Below are 19,651 nucleotides of genomic sequence, written 5' to 3' on the forward strand. Positions count from 1 at the left end.
GCTACGGTGGGCCCGGACCAGGCAGGTGACGGCGACGAGCGGGAATCGGGGCGGCGACGTGGTGCAGGCACGCCGAGCGGACCGGATGTGGGCGGTGGCGCTGGCCGCCGGGTTGTGGGGGACCTCGGCGCTGATGCGCGACCCGCTGGCCCAGGTGCTGCCCGCCTCGACCATCGTGTTCTACGAGCACGCCGTTATCGTGGTGCTGCTGCTGCCGTGGCTGGTGCCGGCGCTGCGCGCCCTGGCCGAGGCCGGTCCCACTGTGATCGCGGCGGTCGCCGTGGTCGGCGGCGGGTCGTCGGCGCTGGCGACCACGCTGTTCACCATGGCCTTCACCGTGGGCGACCCGATCACGCCGCAGGTCCTGCAGAAGCTGCAGCCGGTGTTCGCGATCGTGCTGGCCGTGGTGCTGCTGGGCGAGCGGCTGGCACCGCGCTTCGCGCTCTACGCACTGCCGGCGCTGGCCGGCGCGTGGCTGCTGGCCTTTCCCGAGCCGCTGTCGGTGAGTGTGCGCGACGCCCAGGGCGCCGCCCTGGCGGTGGGGGCGGCGCTGCTGTGGGCCGCGGGCACGGTGCTGGGGCGGCTAGCCGGGGCGCGCCTGGCGTTCATGCACGTGACGGCGCTGCGGTTCGCGTTCGGACTGCCGGTGGCACTGGCGATCGCCCTCGCGTCGGGCGCCTCGCTGGCCGTGGGCGGGACCCAGGTGCCGCAGCTGGTGCTGCTCGCGCTGATCCCCGGCCTGCTGGCGCTGACGCTGTACTACTGGGGACTGCGCAGGACACCGGCCAGCCGCGCCACGCTGGGCGAGCTGGCCTTCCCGCTGGTGTCGGCGGCCGTGGGCGCCGGGCTGCTGGGCGCGGAGCCGGCCTGGAGCCAGTGGGCCGGCGGCGCCGTGGTGCTCGCCGCCGTCACCGCGATGGCGCTGAGCCGGTCGGGACCGCGCCCCTCGGGCGTGCGCGTGCCCGAGGAGAGCCCGGCGGCCCCCGCGGCGGCGCGCTGAGGCCTCGGGCGGCGGGCGCGGCACGTGCAGCGGGCGAGGAGTACGGGCGCGCCGGGCCGGAGGCTCCGGCGCGGTGACAACGGCGGCGGCCTCCGCGGGCCGCGGCCGCACCTCGGGCGGCGCCGCCGGCGCCGACAGCAGTGACACCACCCGCCGCCTGGCAGCAGCGGCGCACCTCAGACGGAGACCGGCGAGGCCGACAGCGCAGTGACACCACTCCGCCGCCTGCCCACCGCGGCGCACCTCAGACGGAGGCCAGTGAGGCTGACAGCGCAGTGACACCACTCCGCCGCCTGCCCACCGCGGCGCACCTCAGACGGAGGCCAGTGAGGCTGACAGCGCAGTAATGAGGTGCTCGCGCGATCGCGGGTCGCAGTGAGCCGCTTCGAGGACGCGCAGCTCGCGGTCGGCATCGGGGCCGGCCTCGTGGTCGGGGCCTTCGCCGGCCGCCACCGGCATCGGCGCGGAGCCGTCCCAGCCCGGTGTCGAGGGGTAGGTGACGTCGATGGAGACGCGCCGGCCGTCGAGCTCGACGACGAGGTAGCGGTGCACGTCCCGCACGCCGGACTCGGGCACCGCCGCCGCGGCCGCCTCGCCCAGGCGCGCGCGGGCGTCCTCGGGGGTGCACACGTGCACCCGGTGCACCAGCCGCGGCCGGGTCTCGGGCCAGCCCTTCTCCAGGGCCGCGGCGAGCAGTTCGTGCTTGGTGGTGCTGGTGCCCCGCCACTCGTCCAGGGTTCCCTGGGCGCTGCGGTCGGCCGGGGCCCCGAAGGGGATGCGGTGGACGGCGTCGACCACCTGGGCCATGGAGGCGTCGGCGGGCAGGCCGGCCCGCGTGATGAGTGGATCCAACATGGCGGCCAGCGTAACGAAGCGGTGCACCGCCCCGGTAGACGATCAGGTCGGCGGCCGGAGGCGGCTAACGCGGGCGCCGGCCCGCGCCCGCCCGGAGGCGGGCGGAGGCGGGCCGGCGCTGCGGCGGGGTGTCAGCCGTTCCTGGTGGTCAGGGTCACCTCGATGTTCCCGCGGGTGGCGCGGGAGTAGGGGCACACCTGATGGGCGGCCTCCACCAGCTTCTGGGCCTCCTCCTGGGTCTTGCCGGGGATGGCGACCTCCAGCTCGACCGCCAGGGTCAGGCCGTCGTCGGCGCTGCCCAGGCTGACCGTGGAGTCGATCGAGGAGCCGTCGACGGAGTCGCCGGACTCGCGGGCGACCTTCTTGAGGGCGCCGTGGAAGCAGGCGGCGTAGCCCACGGCGAACAGCTGCTCGGGGTTGGTGCCGGGCCCGTCGTCGCCGCCCAGGCCCGAGGGGACCGAGAGCTCGACGTCCAGGCGGTCGTCGGTCGTGCGGCCGCGACCCTTGCGGCCCTCGCCCTCGATGTGAGCCTCGGCGGTGTACATGACCTTCATCGCGCTGTCTTCCTTTCGGATGGCGTTTCGCCCGCGGCTGGGGTGGCCGCGGCCGCATTCCCCGCCGTGCGCCGTCGCCGGCTCACTGCCGGCTGCGGAGGTCGTCGGCGGCGGCGGTGGCGGAGTCGGTGATCCGCTCCAGGGTGCGGCGCAGCTCCGCGGCCTGGGCCGCGGAGACGCCGGTGGCGTCCAGAACCTGAGCGGGGATGCCGGCGGCCTGCTCGCGCAGGCGCATGCCCTTGCCGGTGAGAGTGATGTGCACGACGCGCTCGTCGCCGCCTTGGCGGCTGCGCCGGACCAGACCGCCCGCCTCCAGCCGGCGCAGCAGGGGCGAGAGGGTGCCCGAGTCCAGCCGCAGCCGGGTGCCCAGTTCCTTGACGGTGAGGTCGCCGCGCTCCCACAGCACCAGCATGGCCAGGTACTGGGGGTAGGTGAGGTCGAGCCCGTCGAGCAGCTCGCGGTAGAGGCCGGTCATCGCGCGCGAGGCGGCGTAGACCGCGAAGCACAGCTGGTGTTCCAGCGCGAGCGGCTCGGACCTGTCTGCCATGGTTCGGGCTCTCCCTCCTTGACGGCGGTCAATTTAGCACAATCGAATTGGACACAACCAACCCTCCGTCGCGGCCCCGGCCTACTCCGGCGCCTGCGCGCGGCGCAGCTTTCCGGCGATGTCGCGCAGCGTGCGCAGCTCCTCGCTGCTCAGCGCACCGCCCACGTACTGCTCGATCGCCGCCGCGTGGCGGCGGCCGGTCCGGTTGAGCACCGCCCGGCCGCGCTCGGTGAGCCCGACCACGGTTCCGCGCCGGTCCGCGGGGTCGCAGCCGCGGGTGACCAGGCCGTCCTCGGCCATGCGCTCGACCAGGCGGCTGATACTGGGCTGGGTCAGCAGCACGTGCTCGCTGAGGTCGCGCATGCGCGAGCCCTCGGGGCAGCGGGAGAGGGTGAAGAGCACGTCGTACTCGCGCATGGTGATCCCGGTCCCGCGGAAGTCGTCCTGAAACCTGCGCATCAGCGCGATCTGGGCGCGGGCGAGCTCCTCCCACGCCTCCTCCGCGAGCTTGTTCCTGGCCATCCTCGGGCTCCTCCGCCTCGTCGCGCTCGCTCCCGCGGGCCCTGCGCCCGGGTGCCCCGCAGCGCCGCCGCGCGCCGGCTCTGCGAATGCGTGTGCGGTCCGGGCGCACCGGTGCGGCGGCGAGGACCGTCCGCCCCCGCTGCGGGGCTGCGTCGCCGACCCATGATTCCACCGTCCCGGGACGCGCGGCGGCACCGAAGCGCGATACGCACGCCCGGATGCGCCGCGGCGCCTTTAGATCGCCTTCCAGCGCTGCAGCAGATGGAAGGCGCCCCATCCCGGCAGCACCGGGAGCCAGAAGGTCAGCAGCCGGTACAGCAGCACCGCGGGCAGCCCGACCGCGGCCGGCACCCCCGCGACCGTCGTCAGCCCGCCCAGCAGCGCGGCCTCGACGGCACCGAGCCCGCCGGGGGTGGGCGCGGCCGAGCCGATGGCGTTTCCGGCGAGGAACACCACGACCAGCGCGGCGACGCCGGCGCTGCCGCCGAAGGCGGCCACCGAGAAGCCCAGGCACATCACGAAACCCGCGGTCAGCAGCAGTGTGCCGCCCACGCCCATCACCAGCCGGCGCGGGTGCTGCATCAGGTCCAGCAGCTGCGGCAGCGTGTCCTGGAAGTAGGGGCGGGCGCGCTCCAGGACCGCGCGGCGCAAACCCGGCACCAGCAGGACCAGCGCCACCGCCAGGGCCAGGCCGGCGGTGACCGCGATGAGCGTCACTGACGGCGAGAAGTCGGCGAGGTAGGAGGTACCGGTCAGGTAGGCGGCCACCAGCAGCAGGGGCACGTGCAGGATCAGCCCCACGGCCTGGGAGAGCCCCACGGCCGAGATCGCCAGCCCCGCCGAGGCGCCCATCCGGGAGACGTAGCGCGTGTTGATCGCCAGCGACCCCAGCCCCGCGGGCGCGGCGATGCGGACGAACGAGCCGGCGAACTGCACCAGCACCGTCGTCCACAGGTTCAGCCGGATCGGCACGAAGCCCATCAGCGCCATGGCCGCGGCCACCATGCACAGCGTCGAGGCGGCGAACGCGGCGGCCGCCCAGCCGAGGTCCGCGGCGGCGATGGTGCCGAAGTCGACGCCGGCGAGCTGGTAGGCGAGGACGAGCCCCACCGCGGTGGCGACCACCACGCTGACCACGGTGCGCGGGCGCATCCGCTCCAGGCGTGCCGGGCGCGCCTGCGCCTCGGGCACCGCGCCGGTGATCTGGGCCCGGATGGCGCCCAGGGTCCCGCGGTGGGCGCGCAGCCGGCCGCGCAGCGCGAACGGCATCCCGGCGGTCTGCACGAACGGCAGGGCGGCGGCCGCGGTGTCGCGGCCGAGGACGCGCACGGCCGAGTCGACCGCGCGCCGCTCGCCCACGCGCAGCGCCAGCAGGGTCATCAGCGCCGCAACGTCCAGGGACGCCTTGATCGGCGAGCCGGCGACCGTGCCGTTGGCCAGGCCGGTGAACACGACCCGCCCGTTGAGCCGCCGCCCCACTGTGGAGCCGTTCAGGTTGCCGTGGGTGATGCGGTTGCGGTGCAGCAGGAGGAGCTCGGAGTAGACCTCGTCGAGCGCCTCGTCGGTGAGCTCGTCGGTGCCGATCTCGTCGAGGGTGCGCAGCGGCACGTGCTCGGTCACCAGCGCCACGGTGCCCAGTCCCAGTTCGCCCACGCCCAGCACCTGCGGGCCGGCGGCCCCGGCGGCGCGGGCGGCGAAGTCCATCAGCGCGGCGTGCTCCACCCTGCGCTGGACGCCCAGCAGCACCGAGGGCGCCGCCGGGCCGCGCAGCATCACCGCGCCCAGCAGCCGCTTCCACAGCCCGTGGGTGTCCTCGGCCCGGAACAGCACCACGTCCAGGCGCCGGTCGACGGTGTCGACGGCGTAGCGCTGGTTCCCCTCGGCGTCGCCGCCCAGCGGGGTCAGCCCCAGCGGCTCCCAGCCGAACCGGCGCAGCTCGCGCACCAGCCGGCCGGTGGCCGGGACCGGCCGCGACAGGCCCACGGCATAGGCCGCCACCGACGCGCAGGTCCATCCGGCCAGCAGGGTCAGCAGCAGCGACAGTGTCGTGGTCACCCCCGCCAGCAGCACCGAGACCGAGGTCAGGGCGATGCCGCCCCACATCGCGGCCCGAACGCGCGGCAGATGGGCCAGCGGTAGCGCGCACACGTAGGCGACGGCGGCGGCGATGTAGGCGTGCAGCGGGGAGGTGAACAGGCTCTGGGCCTCCGGCGCCTGGAGGACCTCCGGCAGCCCCGGCGCGGGGGTGAGGGCGTGCACGGTCGCGTTGGCGGCTCCGACGAGCCCGTAGCAGAAGCCGGCCGCCGCGAGCGCGCGCACGATCTGGCGGAACTCGGTGCGCAGCAGCCGCTCCACGGCGGTGACGGCGACGAGCACGATGACCGTCAGGTTGGCGACGCCGGCGGCCAGGGCGAGCACCGAGGGCGGCAGCAGCGTGCGCAGCTCGGCCGGGTAGGCCGCCTCCTGGCCGTCGGTGACGAGGCGGACGACGACCAGCACGGCGGCGATGGCCAGCATGCCGGCGGCGGCGACCAGCAGGTCCACCGGCCTGCGCGCGATGGGCCCCAGCGCCGACAGGCGCTCGTCCGTGCCCTGTTCCGGGTCGACTCCTGCGGATTTCACACTTCCACACTGCCCGAATCCGCCCACGATCCCGCACCAGCCCCCGAATTGGCGTGTCCGCCGCAGGCGCGGCCCGCAAGCGGACCCCCGCCGGTCACGATCGGTGACCGACGTCACGCCCGGCCGTTACCGCCCCGTCACGGCCGGTCGATCCCGCGAAACGCGCGGCGGGCATCGTCGAGGCCATGGGTGACGACTTGCGAACCGACGCGAACGCACGAGGCGGCCGGCGGAGTGCGCGCCGCGAGCCGGCGCCGCGGGGTTTTCTCGGCCAGGAGCTGGTGGACATGGGCGGGCTGCTGCTGGCGGCGGGCGCCGCACACCTGCTGGTGCTGTCCCTGGGCCACAGCGACCACGGGGGCCGGATGCTGGCGGCGGCCGGGGCCGCCCTGCTGGCGGTCTCGACGCTGCACCGCTGGTGCAGGCACCGCGCCGGGGCTCGCGCCTCCGGCGGCCGGCCGACGGCGCGCGGGACCGCGGCGGTACCCGGAGGCGCGGGGGTACCGCAGGCGGCGGGGACGGACCGGGAGCGGTTGTGGCGGGTGCGGGTGGCCGTCGGCGACGTCCCCGGCGGGCCGGCGGCGCTGACCGCGCAGATGGCGCGGCAGGGCGTGGACATCCGGCTCCTCCGGGTCCGCCCCACCGCCGAGGAGGCCGCAGACGAGGCCGTCGACGAGCTCTACGTGGCAGCGCCGCCCGGGGCCGGCGCCGAGGCGCTGCGCGCCGCCGCCGCGCGCGCGGGCAGGCGCCGCCCGGTCGTCGAGCCGGCCGGCGCCCACGATCCGGCCGACACCGCGGCCCGCGCCCTGTCCCTGCTGGCGGGCCTGGTCGCCGGGCGGAGGAGTTTGGCCGAGGTGCTCGCCTCGGTGTCGGGTGCGCGCGACGTCGCGCGGCTCGGCACTCCCCCGCCCGGGCTGGCGGCCGAGGAACTGCGGCGCACGGAGATGACCCTGCCCGATCCCGAGGGCGGCGTGCTGCTGCGGCGCGAGGTCCCGTTCACACCGGTGGAGTTCGCGCGGTGCCGGGCGCTGGTGCGCGCCGCCGCAACCCTGCACGAGCGCCTGGCCGCGCATCCGGCGCCCGAGCGGTGAGCGGCGCCCGCCCACGTCTCGGATGCGGGACGACCTGCGACGGCTTTGCATCCGAGGTGGTGGCTGCGCCCCTCTCTGGGTAGTCGGCCCGGCGTCGCGCCTTCGGGGCGCGGGCGATGCGCCGGCCTGCGGCGGTGAAGGCCGCCCACCGCCGCAGGCGGCGCGTTCGGACGCCGGACCCGGTCGGCGCGGCACCCGGACCTCCTGCCGCGCCGGCCGCCCCCTTCGGCTCAGGCCGCTGTCACAGGAAGCTCACGCCCTGGGCCAGCGGCAGCTCCGCGGAGTAGTTGACGGTGTTGGTGGCGCGGCGCATGTAGGCGCGCCAGGAGTCGGAGCCGGACTCGCGGCCGCCGCCGGTGGCCTTCTCGCCGCCGAACGCGCCGCCGATCTCGGCGCCGGAGGTGCCGATGTTGACGTTGGCGATCCCGCAGTCGCATCCGGCCGATGACAGGAACCGCTCGGCCTCGCGCTGGTCGCGCGTGAACACCGAGCCCGACAGGCCCTGCGGTACGCCGTTGTGCAGCTCCAGCGCCTCCTCGAAGGTGCGGTAGGTGAGCACGTAGAGGATCGGGGCGAAGGTCTCCCGGCGCACGACGTCCTCCTGGCGCGGCATGCGCACCACCGCCGGGTCGACGTAGTAGGCGTCGGGCGCCTCGGAGGCCAGGCGGCGGGTGCCCCCGGTGAGCAGCCGCCCGCCGCTGTCGGCGGCCGTCCGCAGCGCCTCGTCCATCGAGCGGTGCGCCTTCTCGCCGATCAGCGGGCCGACCAGGGTCTCCTCGGCGAAGGGGTCGCCGATGCGCTCGCCCAGCTTGCCGTAGGCCTCGACCACGCGTTCGGTGAACTCGTCGGCGACGTCCTCGTGCACGATGAGGCGCCGCTGGGTGGTGCAGCGCTGCCCGGCGGTCCCCGCGGCGCCGAAGGCGACGCCCTGCAGGGCCAGGTCCATGTCGGCCGAGGGCGCGACGATCGCGGCGTTGTTGCCGCCCAGCTCCAGCAGGCACCGCCCCAGCCGGGCGGCCACGCGCGGGCCCACCTCGCGGCCCATGCGCACCGAGCCGGTCGCGCTCAGCAGCGCCACGCGCTCGTCGTCGACCAGCCGCTCGCCGGCCTCGCGGCCGCCGAGCACGACGCGGTGCACCTCCTGCGGTGCGCCGACGTCGGCGGCGGCGCGCATCAGCAGCCCGTGGCAGGCCAGCGCCGTGAGCGGTGCCAGCTCGGAGGGCTTCCACACGACGGTGTCGCCGCACACCAGGGCGACGGCGGTGTTCCACGACCACACCGCGACGGGGAAGTTGAAGGCGGTGACCACGCCGACGACGCCCAGCGGGTGCCAGGTCTCCATCAGGCGGTGGCCGGGCCGCTCGGAGGCCATGGTGCGGCCGTAGAGCTGGCGCGACAGGCCCACGGCGAAGTCGCAGATGTCGATCATCTCCTGGACCTCGCCGGCGGCCTCGGAGCCGATCTTGCCCGCCTCGATTGAGACGAGGTCGGCGAGGTCGCTCTTGTGCTCGCGCAGCAGTTCGCCCAGCCGCCGGACGAGGCGGCCGCGTTCGGGGGCGGGGGTGTCGCGCCAGACGTCGCTGAAGGCCGACCGGGCGGTGGAGACGGCGCTGTCGACGTCGGCCGCGCTGGAGGGGGCGAGCTGGAACAGCGTGCCGCCGGTGATGGGGGTGCGCGCGTCGTGGCCGCCGCCGGCGGCCTCGTCGAGGTGCTCGACCCCGCAGCGGGCCAGGGCCGCTCGGGCGCGCTCGCGCAGGTGGTCGGTCGCAGGAAGGGCTGCCATGTCCTTCTCTCTCCGTTGAGAGGCGGTTGCGGGCATCCGACTTTTTCCCTGCGCCGCCCGCCCCTAACCGGGCCGGCGCTGACCGCGCGCCTGCACGGGCGGGGCCTGCGGGCGCCGCGGGCCGTGCGCCCGATCGTCCGCCGCCTGTGGGAGGCTGTGCGCCGGACCCCGCGCCCGGCCGCGGACCCGGCGGGTCCTGCGCGCCGAACGCCGCGGCGGGGCCGCCGGCGACCGCTTCGGCACGAGATCGGCGACCGCGCTATACCTGGAAGGAGGCGCGGCGTTTCCCCGCGGAGCCGGGGACAGCACGCCGCAATGCACATGAGGGCCACCGCCATGACCGCCGAGGAGTCCCGTACCTCCTTCGCCGCACCGCAGGCGATACTGCGCCGCTCCGGGTTCGCGGCCGCGGCCCCGCTGTTCGCGGCCGACCTCGCCGGGGCCCGGGACCTCCCGGAGGCCGAGGGCGTCGTCGCCTCGCACGGGCGCAGGCTGTGGACCGAGGCGGTGCGCCAGAGCGACCGCGTCGCCGACGACCGCTTCCTGTACTGGGCGCGGCTGACGCTCACCGCCCGGCTGCGCGAGTGGAGTCCCGCCTTCCCGTTGGAGGCCGAGCAGCGCGCCGCGCTCGCCGACCGGCTGGAGCTGGCCTCGCGCGGCCACGACGACCTGGTGTTCCCGCCCGACGACAAGCTGCTGCGCGTCATCGTCACCGGATTCGACCCCTTCGGCCTCGACGAGGACGTGCGCCGGTCCAACCCCTCGGGCGCCGCGGCGCTGAGCCTGCACGGGTCGGTGCTGGAGGCGCGCGGCCGCCGGGCCGCCGTGCGCACCGCGATCTTCCCCACTCGCTGGCGGGACCTGGGGGCGGGCATGGTCGAGCGGGCGCTGGGGCCGCACTACTCCCCCGGGCCGGGCGCGGTGGCCGCCGACGCGGTGATCACGGCGAGCCAGGGCCGGGCGGGCCGCTTCGACCTGCAGGTCTACAACGCGGGGATGCGCGGCGCCGCGCCCGACAACGAGCGGGTGAGCGCGCCGGGGCCGGTGCCGCCCGCGCCCGGGTCGACCGGGCCCCTGCCGGAGTGGACGGTCTCCACGCTGCCGCGCCGCGCCGTCCTGGCCAACGCCGAGGGGCGCTTTCCGGTCCACGACAACACCGAGGTGACCGAGGCCGTGCCGGGCGCGGGCGAGCCCGCGGTGCGGGCGGGCGGGCCCACGCCCGGCGCGCGCGTACTCGCGGGCGCCGGCGGCGACTACGTGTCCAACGAGGTCGCCTACCGCAACACGCTGCTGCGCGACGCCACGGGACGCGACATCCCCGCCGGACACGTCCTCACGCCGGTGCTGGAGGTCGGTTCGCCCGACCCCGAGGTGCTGAGCACGCCGGACTTCGAGCGCGACCGCGCCGACATCGTCGAGCAGCTGCGCGCCATCGTGGAGACGGCGCTGGAGGGGTAGCCGACGGCGCGCCGGCGGCCCGGCGTGTGCGCGGGCGCACGCCCGCGCACACGCGAACGCCCCGGCCCGGGCGCGATGCCGGACCGGGGCGCAGGGACGGGCCCGCGGAGGAGGCCGCACGGAGCGGCCGGCGCGTCCGCCGGCCGGGGCCCCGCGGCGCTAATAGGTCGAGTAGCCCGTCGACGAGGCCGAGAAGAGCGCGATTCCGTAGACGATCCACCAGATGATCCCGAGGACGAGGACCACCCCGAAGAAGATCCATGAGATCAGCGTGCACGTCCGCGCCGCCTTGGGGTTGCTCTCGGCCATGACGATGCCGATGATCCCCAGCACCAGGCCGATCGTGGTTCCACCGCAGGTGAGGCACATGCCGATGCCGTTGGCGATGGTCGCGCCGATGGCGCTGCCCTTGTTGGCCGGAGGCTCCATTCCGCCGCCGCCGGGGGCTCCGGGCGGGGGAGGCGGAGGAGCGCCGTAGGCGCCGCCACCGGGCGGACCGGGGGGCGGCGGGGGCGGGGGACCGTAACCTCCGCTTCCTCCGCCGTAAGGCGGCTGGCCCCCTGACGGACCGTAACTCATGCTGTTTCCTCCCCGGAATGCCCTGGGCGGCGCGCGCTCACCGGCGCCGCCGGGATGTCTCGATGATGTTTCCGTTGCTGAAGCGCACATGTCTGATGCGCACGCGGCCGCCGAGGTTCCATGGATTCGCAGGAGCCTGCCCGAACCGGGCGTGCAGCGACCGCCTCCGGGACGCGCCGAAACCGGCTTCAGGGCGTTCGAGGCCTCGGCGTCCGCTAGGGCAGCATACGATGCCGCGCCCCTGGTCCCGTCCGCCAGGGGCGGGGCCGAACGCGTGCGCTCGGCCCCGCTGGCGTCCCGGCGGGTTCGGCGACACCACGCTGCGGAGCAGGGCAGCCGGTCGCGGCGGGGGCGAACCATCGCCGAGCGGGAGCACGAAGGCCGCCGATCGTGATGCAACCGCAATCGGTGCCGACCTGCAGCGGAGCCGCGGCGGGGCGGATCGGGGCCGGTATCGGCCACGGGCTCAGCCCTCGTCCTCCAGGATCCCGTCGACGATGTCGCCGAGCACCCGCGACCGGTCCTCGTCGGTGAGGTTGCCCGTTTCGACCAGCGCGCCGGCGGTGTCCACGCGGTCGCCCGCGCGCCCCTCGACCACGCACAGCCGCACCACCTCGCGGGTGGGGATGTGCAGGAAGCGCAGCTCGTCGGGCGGGGCCAGGTCGTAGAGGTTGACCGGGTAGCGCGAGTGGCGGTTGCGCCACTGCTCGGCCCGCTTGAGCACGAAGCCGTGCAGCAGCGACTCCAGGATCCCGGGGTCGGCCAGCGCATCGGCGTCGCCGTGGGCGCGGCAGTCGGCGCAGTTGGCCAGTTCGGCCTTGAGCAGGCGCCGTGCCCCGGGGTGGACCACGTGCTCGGCGTTGAGCTTGCTGGGGTGTCGGTGCGCCATGGGCCCAGCTTAGGCGGGGGCGTACCGCGCGCCGGCGGGGACCGCCCCGCGGCGAGGCGTGGATCACGCGGCGGCCACGTCGCATCCGTGCCCCGGGCGGGTAGGCGCTGCCACCACGGAGGGACCGAAAGGGGTGCGAGATGAGCCAGAACGTTTTCGTGCTCGGTATGGACGAGCACAACCGCGAATCCCTCAAGGAGATCCCCGGTGCCCGCTTCCTCCAGCTCCTCTCCATGGAGCGGGTGCGCAAGCGCGACGACATGGAGGCCCTGCTCGACGAGGCCCGCGCCGTGCTCGATGCGTTCGACGGCCCGGTGGACGCGATCATGGGCTACTGGGACTTCCCGGTCAGCACCCTGGTGCCGATCCTGTGCGCCGAGCGGGGGCTGCCCGCGCCGCCGCTGGAGGCGGTGGTCAAGTGCGAGCACAAGTACTGGAGCCGCCTGGAGCAGGCCGAGGTCATCGAGGAGCTGCCCGGGTTCGCCGCGATCCCCTTCGACGCCGAGCGTCCGCCGGACCACATGAGCTACCCGATGTGGCTGAAGCCGGTGAAGGGCTTCTCCTCGGAGCTGGCCTTCCGGGTCGAGGACGACGACGCCTTCCGCGACGCCCTCGCCCGGATCGGCGAGGGAGCGGGCAAGCTCGGCGCCCCCTTCGAGTGGGTGCTGGAGCAGGTCGAGCTGCCGGAGGCGGTGGCGGAGGCCGGCGGCACCGCCTGCCTCGCCGAGGAGGAGGTCACCGGGCTGCAGCTGACGGTCGAAGGCTACGTGTACCAGGGCCGCCCCCACGCCTACGGTGTCGTCGACTCCCTCGACTACCCCGGTTCCCCCAGCTTCCTGCGCTACCAGTACCCGTCCGAGCTCCCCGGGCACGTGCTCAACCGCGTCCGCGACGTCGCCTGCCGCGTGGTCACCCGGCTGGGGCTGGACAACACCACATTCAACATCGAGTTCTTCTGGGACCCCGACACCGACGAGGTGCGGCTGCTGGAGGTCAACCCCCGCCACTCCCAGTCCCACGCCCGCCTGATGTCCTTCGTCGACGGCCGGCCCAACCACACCTACCGCGTCGACCTCGCGCTGGGCCGCGAACCCGAGCTGGAGCAGGGCGGCGGCGACTACGCGGTGGCGGCCAAGTGGTTCCTGCGCCGCTTCGGCGACGGGATGGTGCGCATGGCCCCCGGCGAGGAGGACGTCGCGCGCATGGAGCGCGATATTCCGGGAACGTCGGCGGAGATCCTGGTCGAGCCCGGCACCCGCCTTTCGGAGATGGGCGAGCAGGACAGCTACAGTTTCGCCCTCGCGGTCGTCTACACCGGCGCCGCCGACGCCGAGGGCCTGCAGCGCGCCTACGAGCTGTGCCTGGCCCGGCTCCCGTTCGAGATCGAGGAGACGGGAGACGCCGACCAGGCGTGATCGAGAAGGGAGAGGCCGCATGCGCCAAGTCACGGCACTGCCCAACAAGATCGCCGAGGAGCGGGGCGTCATGATCCCCATGTCCGACGGCACCCGGCTGGCCGCGCGGATCTGGCGCCCCGACTCCGAGGAGGAGCCGGTGCCGGCGATCCTGGAGTTCATCCCCTACCGGCAGCGCGACCTCACCGCACAGCGCGACTCCACCATCCACCCCTACCTCGCCGGGCACGGCTACGCGTGCGCCCGGGTGGACCTGCGCGGCAGCGGCGACTCCGAGGGGGTGCTCCAGGACGAGTACCTGGAGCAGGAGCTGCGCGACGCCGAGGAGGTGCTGGCGTGGCTGGCCGCCCAGCCCTGGTGCTCGGGCACGACGGGGATGATGGGCATCTCCTGGGGCGGGTTCAACGCGCTGCAGCTGGCCGCCCGCCGGCCCGCGAGCCTGGGCGCCATCGTGACGCTGTGCTCGACCGACGACCGCTACGCCGACGACGTGCACTACATGGGCGGCTGCCTGCTGGGCGACAACCTCTCGTGGGCCTCCACGATGTTCGCCTACACCTCCTGCCCGCCCGACCCGGCGGTGGTGGGCGAGCGCTGGCGCGAGATGTGGCGCCGGCGGCTGGAGGGCAGCGGCCTGTGGCTGGACACCTGGCTGCGCCACCAGCTGCGCGACGACTACTGGCGGCACGGCTCGGTGCGCGAGGACCTCTCCGCGATCGAGATCCCGGTGATGGCCGTCAGCGGGTGGGCCGACGGCTACTCCAACGCGGTCTTCCGGCTGATGGAGGGCCTGAGCGTACCGCGGCTGGGGCTGATCGGACCGTGGTCGCACAAGTACCCGCACCTGGGCGAGCCCGGACCGGCCATCGGCTTCCTGCAGCAGTGCGTGCGCTGGTGGGACCGCTGGCTCAAGGGCGCCGACAACGACGTGATGCGCGAGCCCATGCTGCGCAGCTGGATGCAGGAGAGCGTTCCCCCCTCCACCGCCTACTCCGAGCGCCCCGGGCGCTGGGTGGGCGAGCCGCGCTGGCCCTCGCCGCGGGTCTACCGCCGCACCCACCCCCTGGCCCAGGACGGCATCGCCGATCCCGGCGCCGACGTGGCCACCGCCGCCGCGTCGGTGGAGTCGCCGCTGACGGTGGGCCAGTACGCGGGCAAGTGGTGCTCCTACAACGCGCCTCCGGACCTGCCCTACGACCAGCGCGAGGACGACGGCGGGTCGCTGGTGTTCGACAGCGACGAGCTCACCGAGCGGCTGGAGATCCTCGGCGCGCCCGTGGTCAACCTGGAGTTCACCGTCGACCGGCCGGTGGCGATGGTGTGCGTGCGGCTGTCGGACGTGGCCCCCGACGGGCGCGCCACCCGGGTGACCTACGGCCTGCTCAACCTCACCCACTCCGGCGACCACGCCGAAGCCGAGGACCTGGCGCCCGGCAGGCTCTACAACGTGGCGGTGCCGATGAACGGCGTCGCCCAGGCGTTCCCGCCGGGGCACCGGCTGCGGGTCTCGGTGTCGACCTCGTACTGGCCGCTGGCCTGGCCGCCGCCGCAGCCGGTGCTGCTGACCGTCCTGCTGCAGGGCGAGAGCTCGCTGGTGCTGCCGGTGCGCCCGACCGACAGCTCCGACGAGGTCGCTCCGCAGCCCTTCGACGAGCCCGAGGGGACCCCGCCGCTGGACACCAGCCGCCCGGTGCCGGGCGAGCAGCAGTGGAAGGTCGAGCGCGACCTCGTCGACTACCAGTCGTCGCTGAAGGTGATCAAGGACCTGGGCACGGTGTACTTCGACGACATCGGCTGGGAGGTGAGCCGCCGCGCCGAGGAGGTCTACACGGTGCGCGGCGACGACTTCACCTCGCCCAAGGGCGTGACGACCTGGCGGATGCGCTTCAAGCGCGGCGACTGGGAGGTGGAGACGGTGACCCGGACGGAGCTGTCGGCCACGCCCGAGGAGTTCCACGTCAACGCGACGCTGGACGCCTACGAGGGCGGCGACCGGGTGGCCGCGCGCACCTGGAACACGGTCATCCCGCGCGACCACGTCTGAGCCGCGCGCCCGGTACCGGCGGGCCGGGGACCGCGGCAGGGGGCGCGCGGGTCGCGCGCCCCCTGCCGCGGCGGGAGTCAGCGGTCGATCTTGTCGTGGTAGGTGAGCCGCGTGCGCTCGGTGTGGTCGTTCATCAGCCGCGCGGCCTTTGCGGAGTCGCCCTCGGCGACGGCGACGATGATCTCGGCGTGCTCGTCCCAGGAGGCCATGCCGCGCGAGCGCGCGATGGGCGCGTAGTACCAGCGCACCCTGCGGTCCACCTGTGCGGCGAGCTCGGCCAGCACCCGGTTGCCTGAGGCCTCGATGACGCCGCGGTGGAAGTCGGCGTTGGCGGTGACCACGGAGTCGACGTCGGCGTCGTCGACCGCGGCGACACCGGCGCGCCACAGCTCGCGCAGGTGCTCGACCTGCTCGGGCGCGGCGGAGAGGGCGGCCAGCCGGGCGGCCTCGGTCTCCAGGACGGCGCGCACCGCGAGCAGCTGGTCGGCCTCGCTCTCGGTGGGCGTGTGGACGAAGGCGCCGTAGCCGGGCCGCAGGTCCACCCAGCCCTCGTTGCTCAGCCGCTGCAGCGCCTCGCGCACCGGCTGGCGGGAGACGCCGAGCTGCTCGGCGAGCTCGCTCTCGACCAGGTGACGGCCGGGCGGGAACTCGCGGGTGATGATCAGGTTGAGGATGGTCTCGTAAACCGTCTCACGAAGTGGGACGGGGCGTTGGACCCGTCCACTCAGCGCGGCCTTCAACGGCTGTGTGGTCATGCCGCTCCCGCCCGTCGCACGATGCTCGACTCGAGTGAATGATGTAGACAGTCTACGAAAACCACCGCCCCTTCGCAGTCCGGACGGCGATCGCGGGCCCGCGGGCGGCTCGCCGGCCCGCGATCGCTCGGAGCGCACCTGGCGGCGCGGTGGCCGTCCAGGCCGCATCCGCCCCCTGCCGAGCGAGGGACCCGCAGCGAAGAAGAACCGGTGAACTTGCTGTTCGCCTGCATTCACACGTTCCTTTTCCGCTGCAGACCCCTCGCTCTTTGCGCACTCATCAGCATACTGTATACAAAATCGTTCGGGCGAGAGAACGGAGCGCAGTATGAGAATCGCCATCCTCGGCGCCGGCGCCATCGGCGCCTACGCGGGCGCGGCCCTGCACCGCGGAGGGGCCGACGTCCACCTGATCGCCCGCGGCCCGCACCTGGAGGCTCTGCGGGCCGACGGCGTGCGCGTCCTCAGCGACCGGGGCGACTTCACCGCCCGCCCCAATGCCACGAGCGACCCCCGCGAGGTCGGTCCGGTCGACTTCGTCTTCCTGGGGCTCAAGGCCCAGCACTACGCCGCCTGCGGCCCGATGCTGCGCCCGCTGATGGGCCCGCACACCGCCGTGGTCGCCGCCCAGAACGGCATCCCCTGGTGGTACTTCCACGGGCTGACGGGGCCGCTGGCCGACCACCGGGTGCACACCGTCGATCCGGGGGGCTCGGTCAGCCGGGCGATCCCGGTCGAGCGCGCCATCGGCTGCGTCGTCTACGCCGCCACCGAGATCGAGGCGCCCGGGGTCATCCGCCACCTGGAGGGCACCCGGTTCTCCATCGGCGAGCCCGACCGCACGATCTCCCGGCGCTGCACCGACCTCAGCGAGGCGATGGTGGCCGGCGGCCTGAAGTGCCCGGTCGAGCAGGACCTGCGCGAGGACATCTGGGTCAAGCTGATGGGCAACATCACCTTCAACCCCCTCAGCGCCCTGACCCGGTCCACCATGGCCCAGATCTGCCGCGACCGCTCCTCGCGCGAACTCGCGCGGTCGATGATGAACGAGACCCTGGACGTGGCGGCCCGCCTGGGCGTCAACCCCACGATCTCCGTCGAGCGCCGCCTGGCCGGCGCCGAGCGCGCCGGCGACCACCGCACCTCCACTCTGCACGACGTCGAGCGCGGCCGGCCCATGGAGCTCGACGTCATCCTCACCGCCGTGGTCGAGCTCGCCGACATGGTCGGCGCCGAGGTGCCCACCCTGCGCACCGTCGACTCGGTCGCGCGACTGCTCAACGCCCGGCTGACCGACGGCAGCGTGGCCGAGCGCATGACCGCCGCCGCGGCCGCCGCCGCACCCGCGCGCGCCGCCTAGCACGCGCCTTCCGACACCCGGCGGAACGGTCCCTGCCGCCGCCCCGCCTGCGCACCCTTGCCCGCCGCCCCGGCGGCGCATACTGTAGACAATATTGCTGTGATGTACTTGTAGCACCGCAGTGGCCACGAGACCCAAGCGAGGCCTTAGAAGATGCGATCGGACGACCTTCAGCCCAGCAGCTACGAACGCCTCACTCGCCCACTCGTGCGCGAGGACGGCCGACTGCGCCCCGCCTCCTGGGAGGAGGCACTCGACCGCGCCGCCGACGGCTTCCGCGACGGCGTCCAGCAGCACGGCCCCGAATCCTTCGGCATGCTCTCCTGTGCCAGGGCCACCAACGAGATGAACTTCATGGCGCAGAAGTTCACCCGCGTCGTGATGGGCACCAACAACGTCGACTCCTGCAACCGCACCTGCCACGCGCCCAGCGTGGCCGGGCTCTCCGCGGCCTTCGGCTCGGGCGGGGGCACCTCGTCCTACGCCGAGGTCGAGGACACCGACCTGATCGTGGTGTGGGGAGGCAATCCGCGCTTCGCCCACCCGATCTTCTTCCAGCATGTGCTCAAGGGCGTGCACAAGGGCGCCCGGCTGTTCGTGGTCGACCCCCGCCGCACCTCCTCGGCCCAGTGGGCCGACCGCTGGCTCGGCCTCAACGTCGGCACCGACATCCCGCTGGCCCACGCCATCGGGCGCGAGATCATCCACGCGGGCCTGACCAACGACACCTTCATCGCGCGCGCCACGACCGGCTACGAGGAGTACCGCGAGCTGGTCGAGCCCTGGACCCTGCAGGCGGCCGAGGCCGAGACCGGGGTCCCCGCCGAGGCCATCCGCGAGCTCGCCCACGCCTTCGCCACCGCCGAGCGCGCGCAGCTGTCGTGGACCCTGGGCATCACCGAGCACCACAACGCCACCGACAACGTCAAGGCGCTGATCAACCTCGCCCTGCTCACCGGGCACGTCGGCCGCTACGGCTCCGGCCTGCAGCCGCTGCGCGGCCAGAACAACGTGCAGGGCGGCGGCGACATGGGCGCCATCCCCGACCGGCTGGCCGGGTTCCAGGACATCCTCGACCCCGAGGTCCGCTCGCGCTTCGAGGCGGTCTGGAACACCAGCATCCGGCCGCACAAGGGCCGGACGCTGACCCAGATGTTCGAGGCGATGGACGAGGGCGAGCTCAAGACGCTCTACATCATCGGCGAGAACCCGGTGCAGTCCGAGCCCGAGACCTTCACCACCACGCGCCGCCTCCAGCGGCTGGACCACCTGGTGGTGCAGGACATCTTCCTGACCAAGACCGCCGAGCTGGCCGACGTGGTGCTGCCCGCCAGCGCCTCCTGGTGCGAGTCCGACGGCACCTTCACCAACAGCGAGCGCCGGGTGCAGCTGGTGCGCAAGGCACTGGACCCGCCGCCCGGCGCGCGCGACGACATCGAGATCATGTGCGAGCTGGCCCAGCGCCTGGGCCACGCCTGGCAGCGGCCCGAGGCCGAGGCCGTCTGGGACGAGCTGCGCAGCCTCTCCCCCATCCACCGCGGCATGAGCTACCGGCGGCTGGAGGAGCTGCAGGGCATCCAGTGGCCGTGCTTCTCCGAGGAGGACCTGGAGCCCAGCTACCTGCACGCGCGGCTGTGGTCGACCGACCCCGAGAAGCGGGGCATGCCGGCGCCGTTCGGCATCGTGGGCCACTCCCCGCCGGTGGACCTGCTCGACGACGACTACCCCTACCGCCTGACCACGGGCCGCCGGCTGGACGACTACAACACCGGCGTGCAGAGCAGCGGGTTCTCCTCGCCCATGCGGCGCGGCGAGACGCTGGACATATCGCCCGAGGACGCCGAGAAGCTGGGCGTCGCCGACGGCGAGACCGTGCGGGTCTCCTCCCGCCGGGGGTCGGTGCTGGTCCCGGTCGCGGTGTCCACGCAGATGCGGGCGGGGCTGGTCTTCATGACCTTCCACTTCCCCGACCAGGTGGACACCCAGCTGCTGACCATCGACGCCACCGACCCCGACGCCGGCACGGCCGAGTACAAGGCCGCCGCCGTGAGCATCGAGAAGGTCGCCGAGGGCGCCGCGCCCGCCGGAGCCTCCGACCATGCGCCGGTGCCGGCCTCGCCCTGAACGCCGCGAGCCCCGCGGTCCGCGGCCGGGGCCCTTCGGGGTCCCGGCCGTTC

Annotated in this window: 16 protein-coding genes; 7 read left to right on the forward strand and 9 right to left on the reverse strand. The window is 74.3% G+C overall.

The features are described 5' to 3' along the window. Positions 1-58 precede the first annotated feature (58 nt). Complete coding sequence (locus ABEA15_RS22515; RefSeq protein ID WP_344142881.1) at positions 59-1,000, forward strand: DMT family transporter; 942 nt, start codon at positions 59-61, stop codon at positions 998-1,000. Between the two features lie 312 nt (positions 1,001-1,312). On the opposite strand, the gene ABEA15_RS22520 is transcribed toward ABEA15_RS22515, so the two are convergent. The 5 genes from ABEA15_RS22520 to ABEA15_RS22540 form a co-directional block, all read right to left on the reverse strand. Further along, entirely contained in the window at positions 1,313-1,855 is a 543-nt protein-coding gene (locus ABEA15_RS22520; RefSeq protein ID WP_344142880.1) for a hypothetical protein, read from the reverse strand. A 131-nt stretch (positions 1,856-1,986) separates the two neighbouring features. Continuing rightward, a complete protein-coding gene (locus tag ABEA15_RS22525) occupies positions 1,987-2,409 on the reverse strand; it encodes an organic hydroperoxide resistance protein (RefSeq protein ID WP_344142879.1) in 423 nt (140 codons plus the stop codon). Positions 2,410-2,491: 82 nt separating this feature from the next. Beyond that, on the reverse strand, positions 2,492-2,956 hold the full coding sequence (locus ABEA15_RS22530) for a MarR family winged helix-turn-helix transcriptional regulator (protein ID WP_345558854.1): 465 nt from the start codon (positions 2,954-2,956) through the stop codon (positions 2,492-2,494). An 81-nt stretch (positions 2,957-3,037) separates the two neighbouring features. Further along, positions 3,038-3,478, reverse strand: a complete 441-nt coding sequence (locus ABEA15_RS22535) for a MarR family winged helix-turn-helix transcriptional regulator (protein WP_344142876.1) — start codon at positions 3,476-3,478, stop codon at positions 3,038-3,040. A 234-nt stretch (positions 3,479-3,712) separates the two neighbouring features. Then, positions 3,713-6,100, reverse strand: coding sequence for a lysylphosphatidylglycerol synthase transmembrane domain-containing protein (locus ABEA15_RS22540; protein WP_425579436.1), 2,388 nt, complete (start codon positions 6,098-6,100; stop codon positions 3,713-3,715). Between the two features lie 185 nt (positions 6,101-6,285). Between ABEA15_RS22540 and ABEA15_RS22545 the strand changes: the two genes are divergently transcribed. Continuing rightward, complete coding sequence (locus ABEA15_RS22545) at positions 6,286-7,191, forward strand: hypothetical protein (protein ID WP_345558856.1); 906 nt, start codon at positions 6,286-6,288, stop codon at positions 7,189-7,191. 241 nt (positions 7,192-7,432) lie between these two features. Here the strand turns inward: ABEA15_RS22545 and amaB are convergent, their stop codons facing one another. Continuing rightward, positions 7,433-8,974, reverse strand: a complete 1,542-nt coding sequence (gene amaB / locus ABEA15_RS22550; RefSeq protein ID WP_345558858.1) for an L-piperidine-6-carboxylate dehydrogenase — start codon at positions 8,972-8,974, stop codon at positions 7,433-7,435. 321 nt (positions 8,975-9,295) lie between these two features. Here amaB and ABEA15_RS22555 point away from each other — a divergent pair, with 321 nt between their 5' ends. Continuing rightward, positions 9,296-10,432 (forward strand): pyroglutamyl peptidase, encoded by a 1,137-nt coding sequence (locus ABEA15_RS22555; protein WP_425579437.1) that lies wholly within the window; start codon positions 9,296-9,298, stop codon positions 10,430-10,432. 159 nt (positions 10,433-10,591) lie between these two features. On the opposite strand, the gene ABEA15_RS22560 is transcribed toward ABEA15_RS22555, so the two are convergent. Both ABEA15_RS22560 and ABEA15_RS22565 read right to left on the reverse strand, forming a co-directional pair. Next, positions 10,592-10,861 carry a hypothetical protein gene (locus tag ABEA15_RS22560; RefSeq protein WP_344142868.1) on the reverse strand — a complete coding sequence of 90 codons (270 nt, stop codon included), beginning with the start codon at positions 10,859-10,861 and terminating at the stop codon, positions 10,592-10,594. A gap of 616 nt (positions 10,862-11,477) precedes the next feature. Then, complete coding sequence (locus ABEA15_RS22565; RefSeq protein ID WP_344142867.1) at positions 11,478-11,900, reverse strand: hypothetical protein; 423 nt, start codon at positions 11,898-11,900, stop codon at positions 11,478-11,480. A gap of 140 nt (positions 11,901-12,040) precedes the next feature. On the opposite strand from ABEA15_RS22565, the gene ABEA15_RS22570 reads away from it, so the two are divergent. Then, on the forward strand, positions 12,041-13,315 hold the full coding sequence (locus ABEA15_RS22570; protein WP_345558862.1) for an ATP-grasp domain-containing protein: 1,275 nt from the start codon (positions 12,041-12,043) through the stop codon (positions 13,313-13,315). 19 nt (positions 13,316-13,334) lie between these two features. Continuing rightward, positions 13,335-15,359, forward strand: coding sequence for a CocE/NonD family hydrolase (locus ABEA15_RS22575; RefSeq protein WP_345558864.1), 2,025 nt, complete (start codon positions 13,335-13,337; stop codon positions 15,357-15,359). A gap of 77 nt (positions 15,360-15,436) precedes the next feature. Here the strand turns inward: ABEA15_RS22575 and ABEA15_RS22580 are convergent, their stop codons facing one another. Then, a complete protein-coding gene (locus ABEA15_RS22580) occupies positions 15,437-16,114 on the reverse strand; it encodes a GntR family transcriptional regulator (protein WP_344142863.1) in 678 nt (225 codons plus the stop codon). 328 nt (positions 16,115-16,442) lie between these two features. Here ABEA15_RS22580 and ABEA15_RS22585 point away from each other — a divergent pair, with 328 nt between their 5' ends. Further along, positions 16,443-17,474: a 2-dehydropantoate 2-reductase gene (locus ABEA15_RS22585; protein WP_345558867.1), complete on the forward strand. Its 1,032-nt coding sequence runs from the start codon at positions 16,443-16,445 to the stop codon at positions 17,472-17,474. 153 nt (positions 17,475-17,627) lie between these two features. Continuing rightward, the gene (locus ABEA15_RS22590) at positions 17,628-19,598 is read left to right on the forward strand and encodes a molybdopterin oxidoreductase family protein (protein WP_345558869.1); all 1,971 of its coding nucleotides are present in this window, start codon (positions 17,628-17,630) and stop codon (positions 19,596-19,598) included. Positions 19,599-19,651: the final 53 nt, after the last annotated feature.

Source organism: Streptomonospora halophila, assembly GCF_039542725.1.
In the GTDB taxonomy this organism is placed as follows: Bacteria; Actinomycetota; Actinomycetes; order Streptosporangiales; family Streptosporangiaceae; genus Streptomonospora; species Streptomonospora halophila.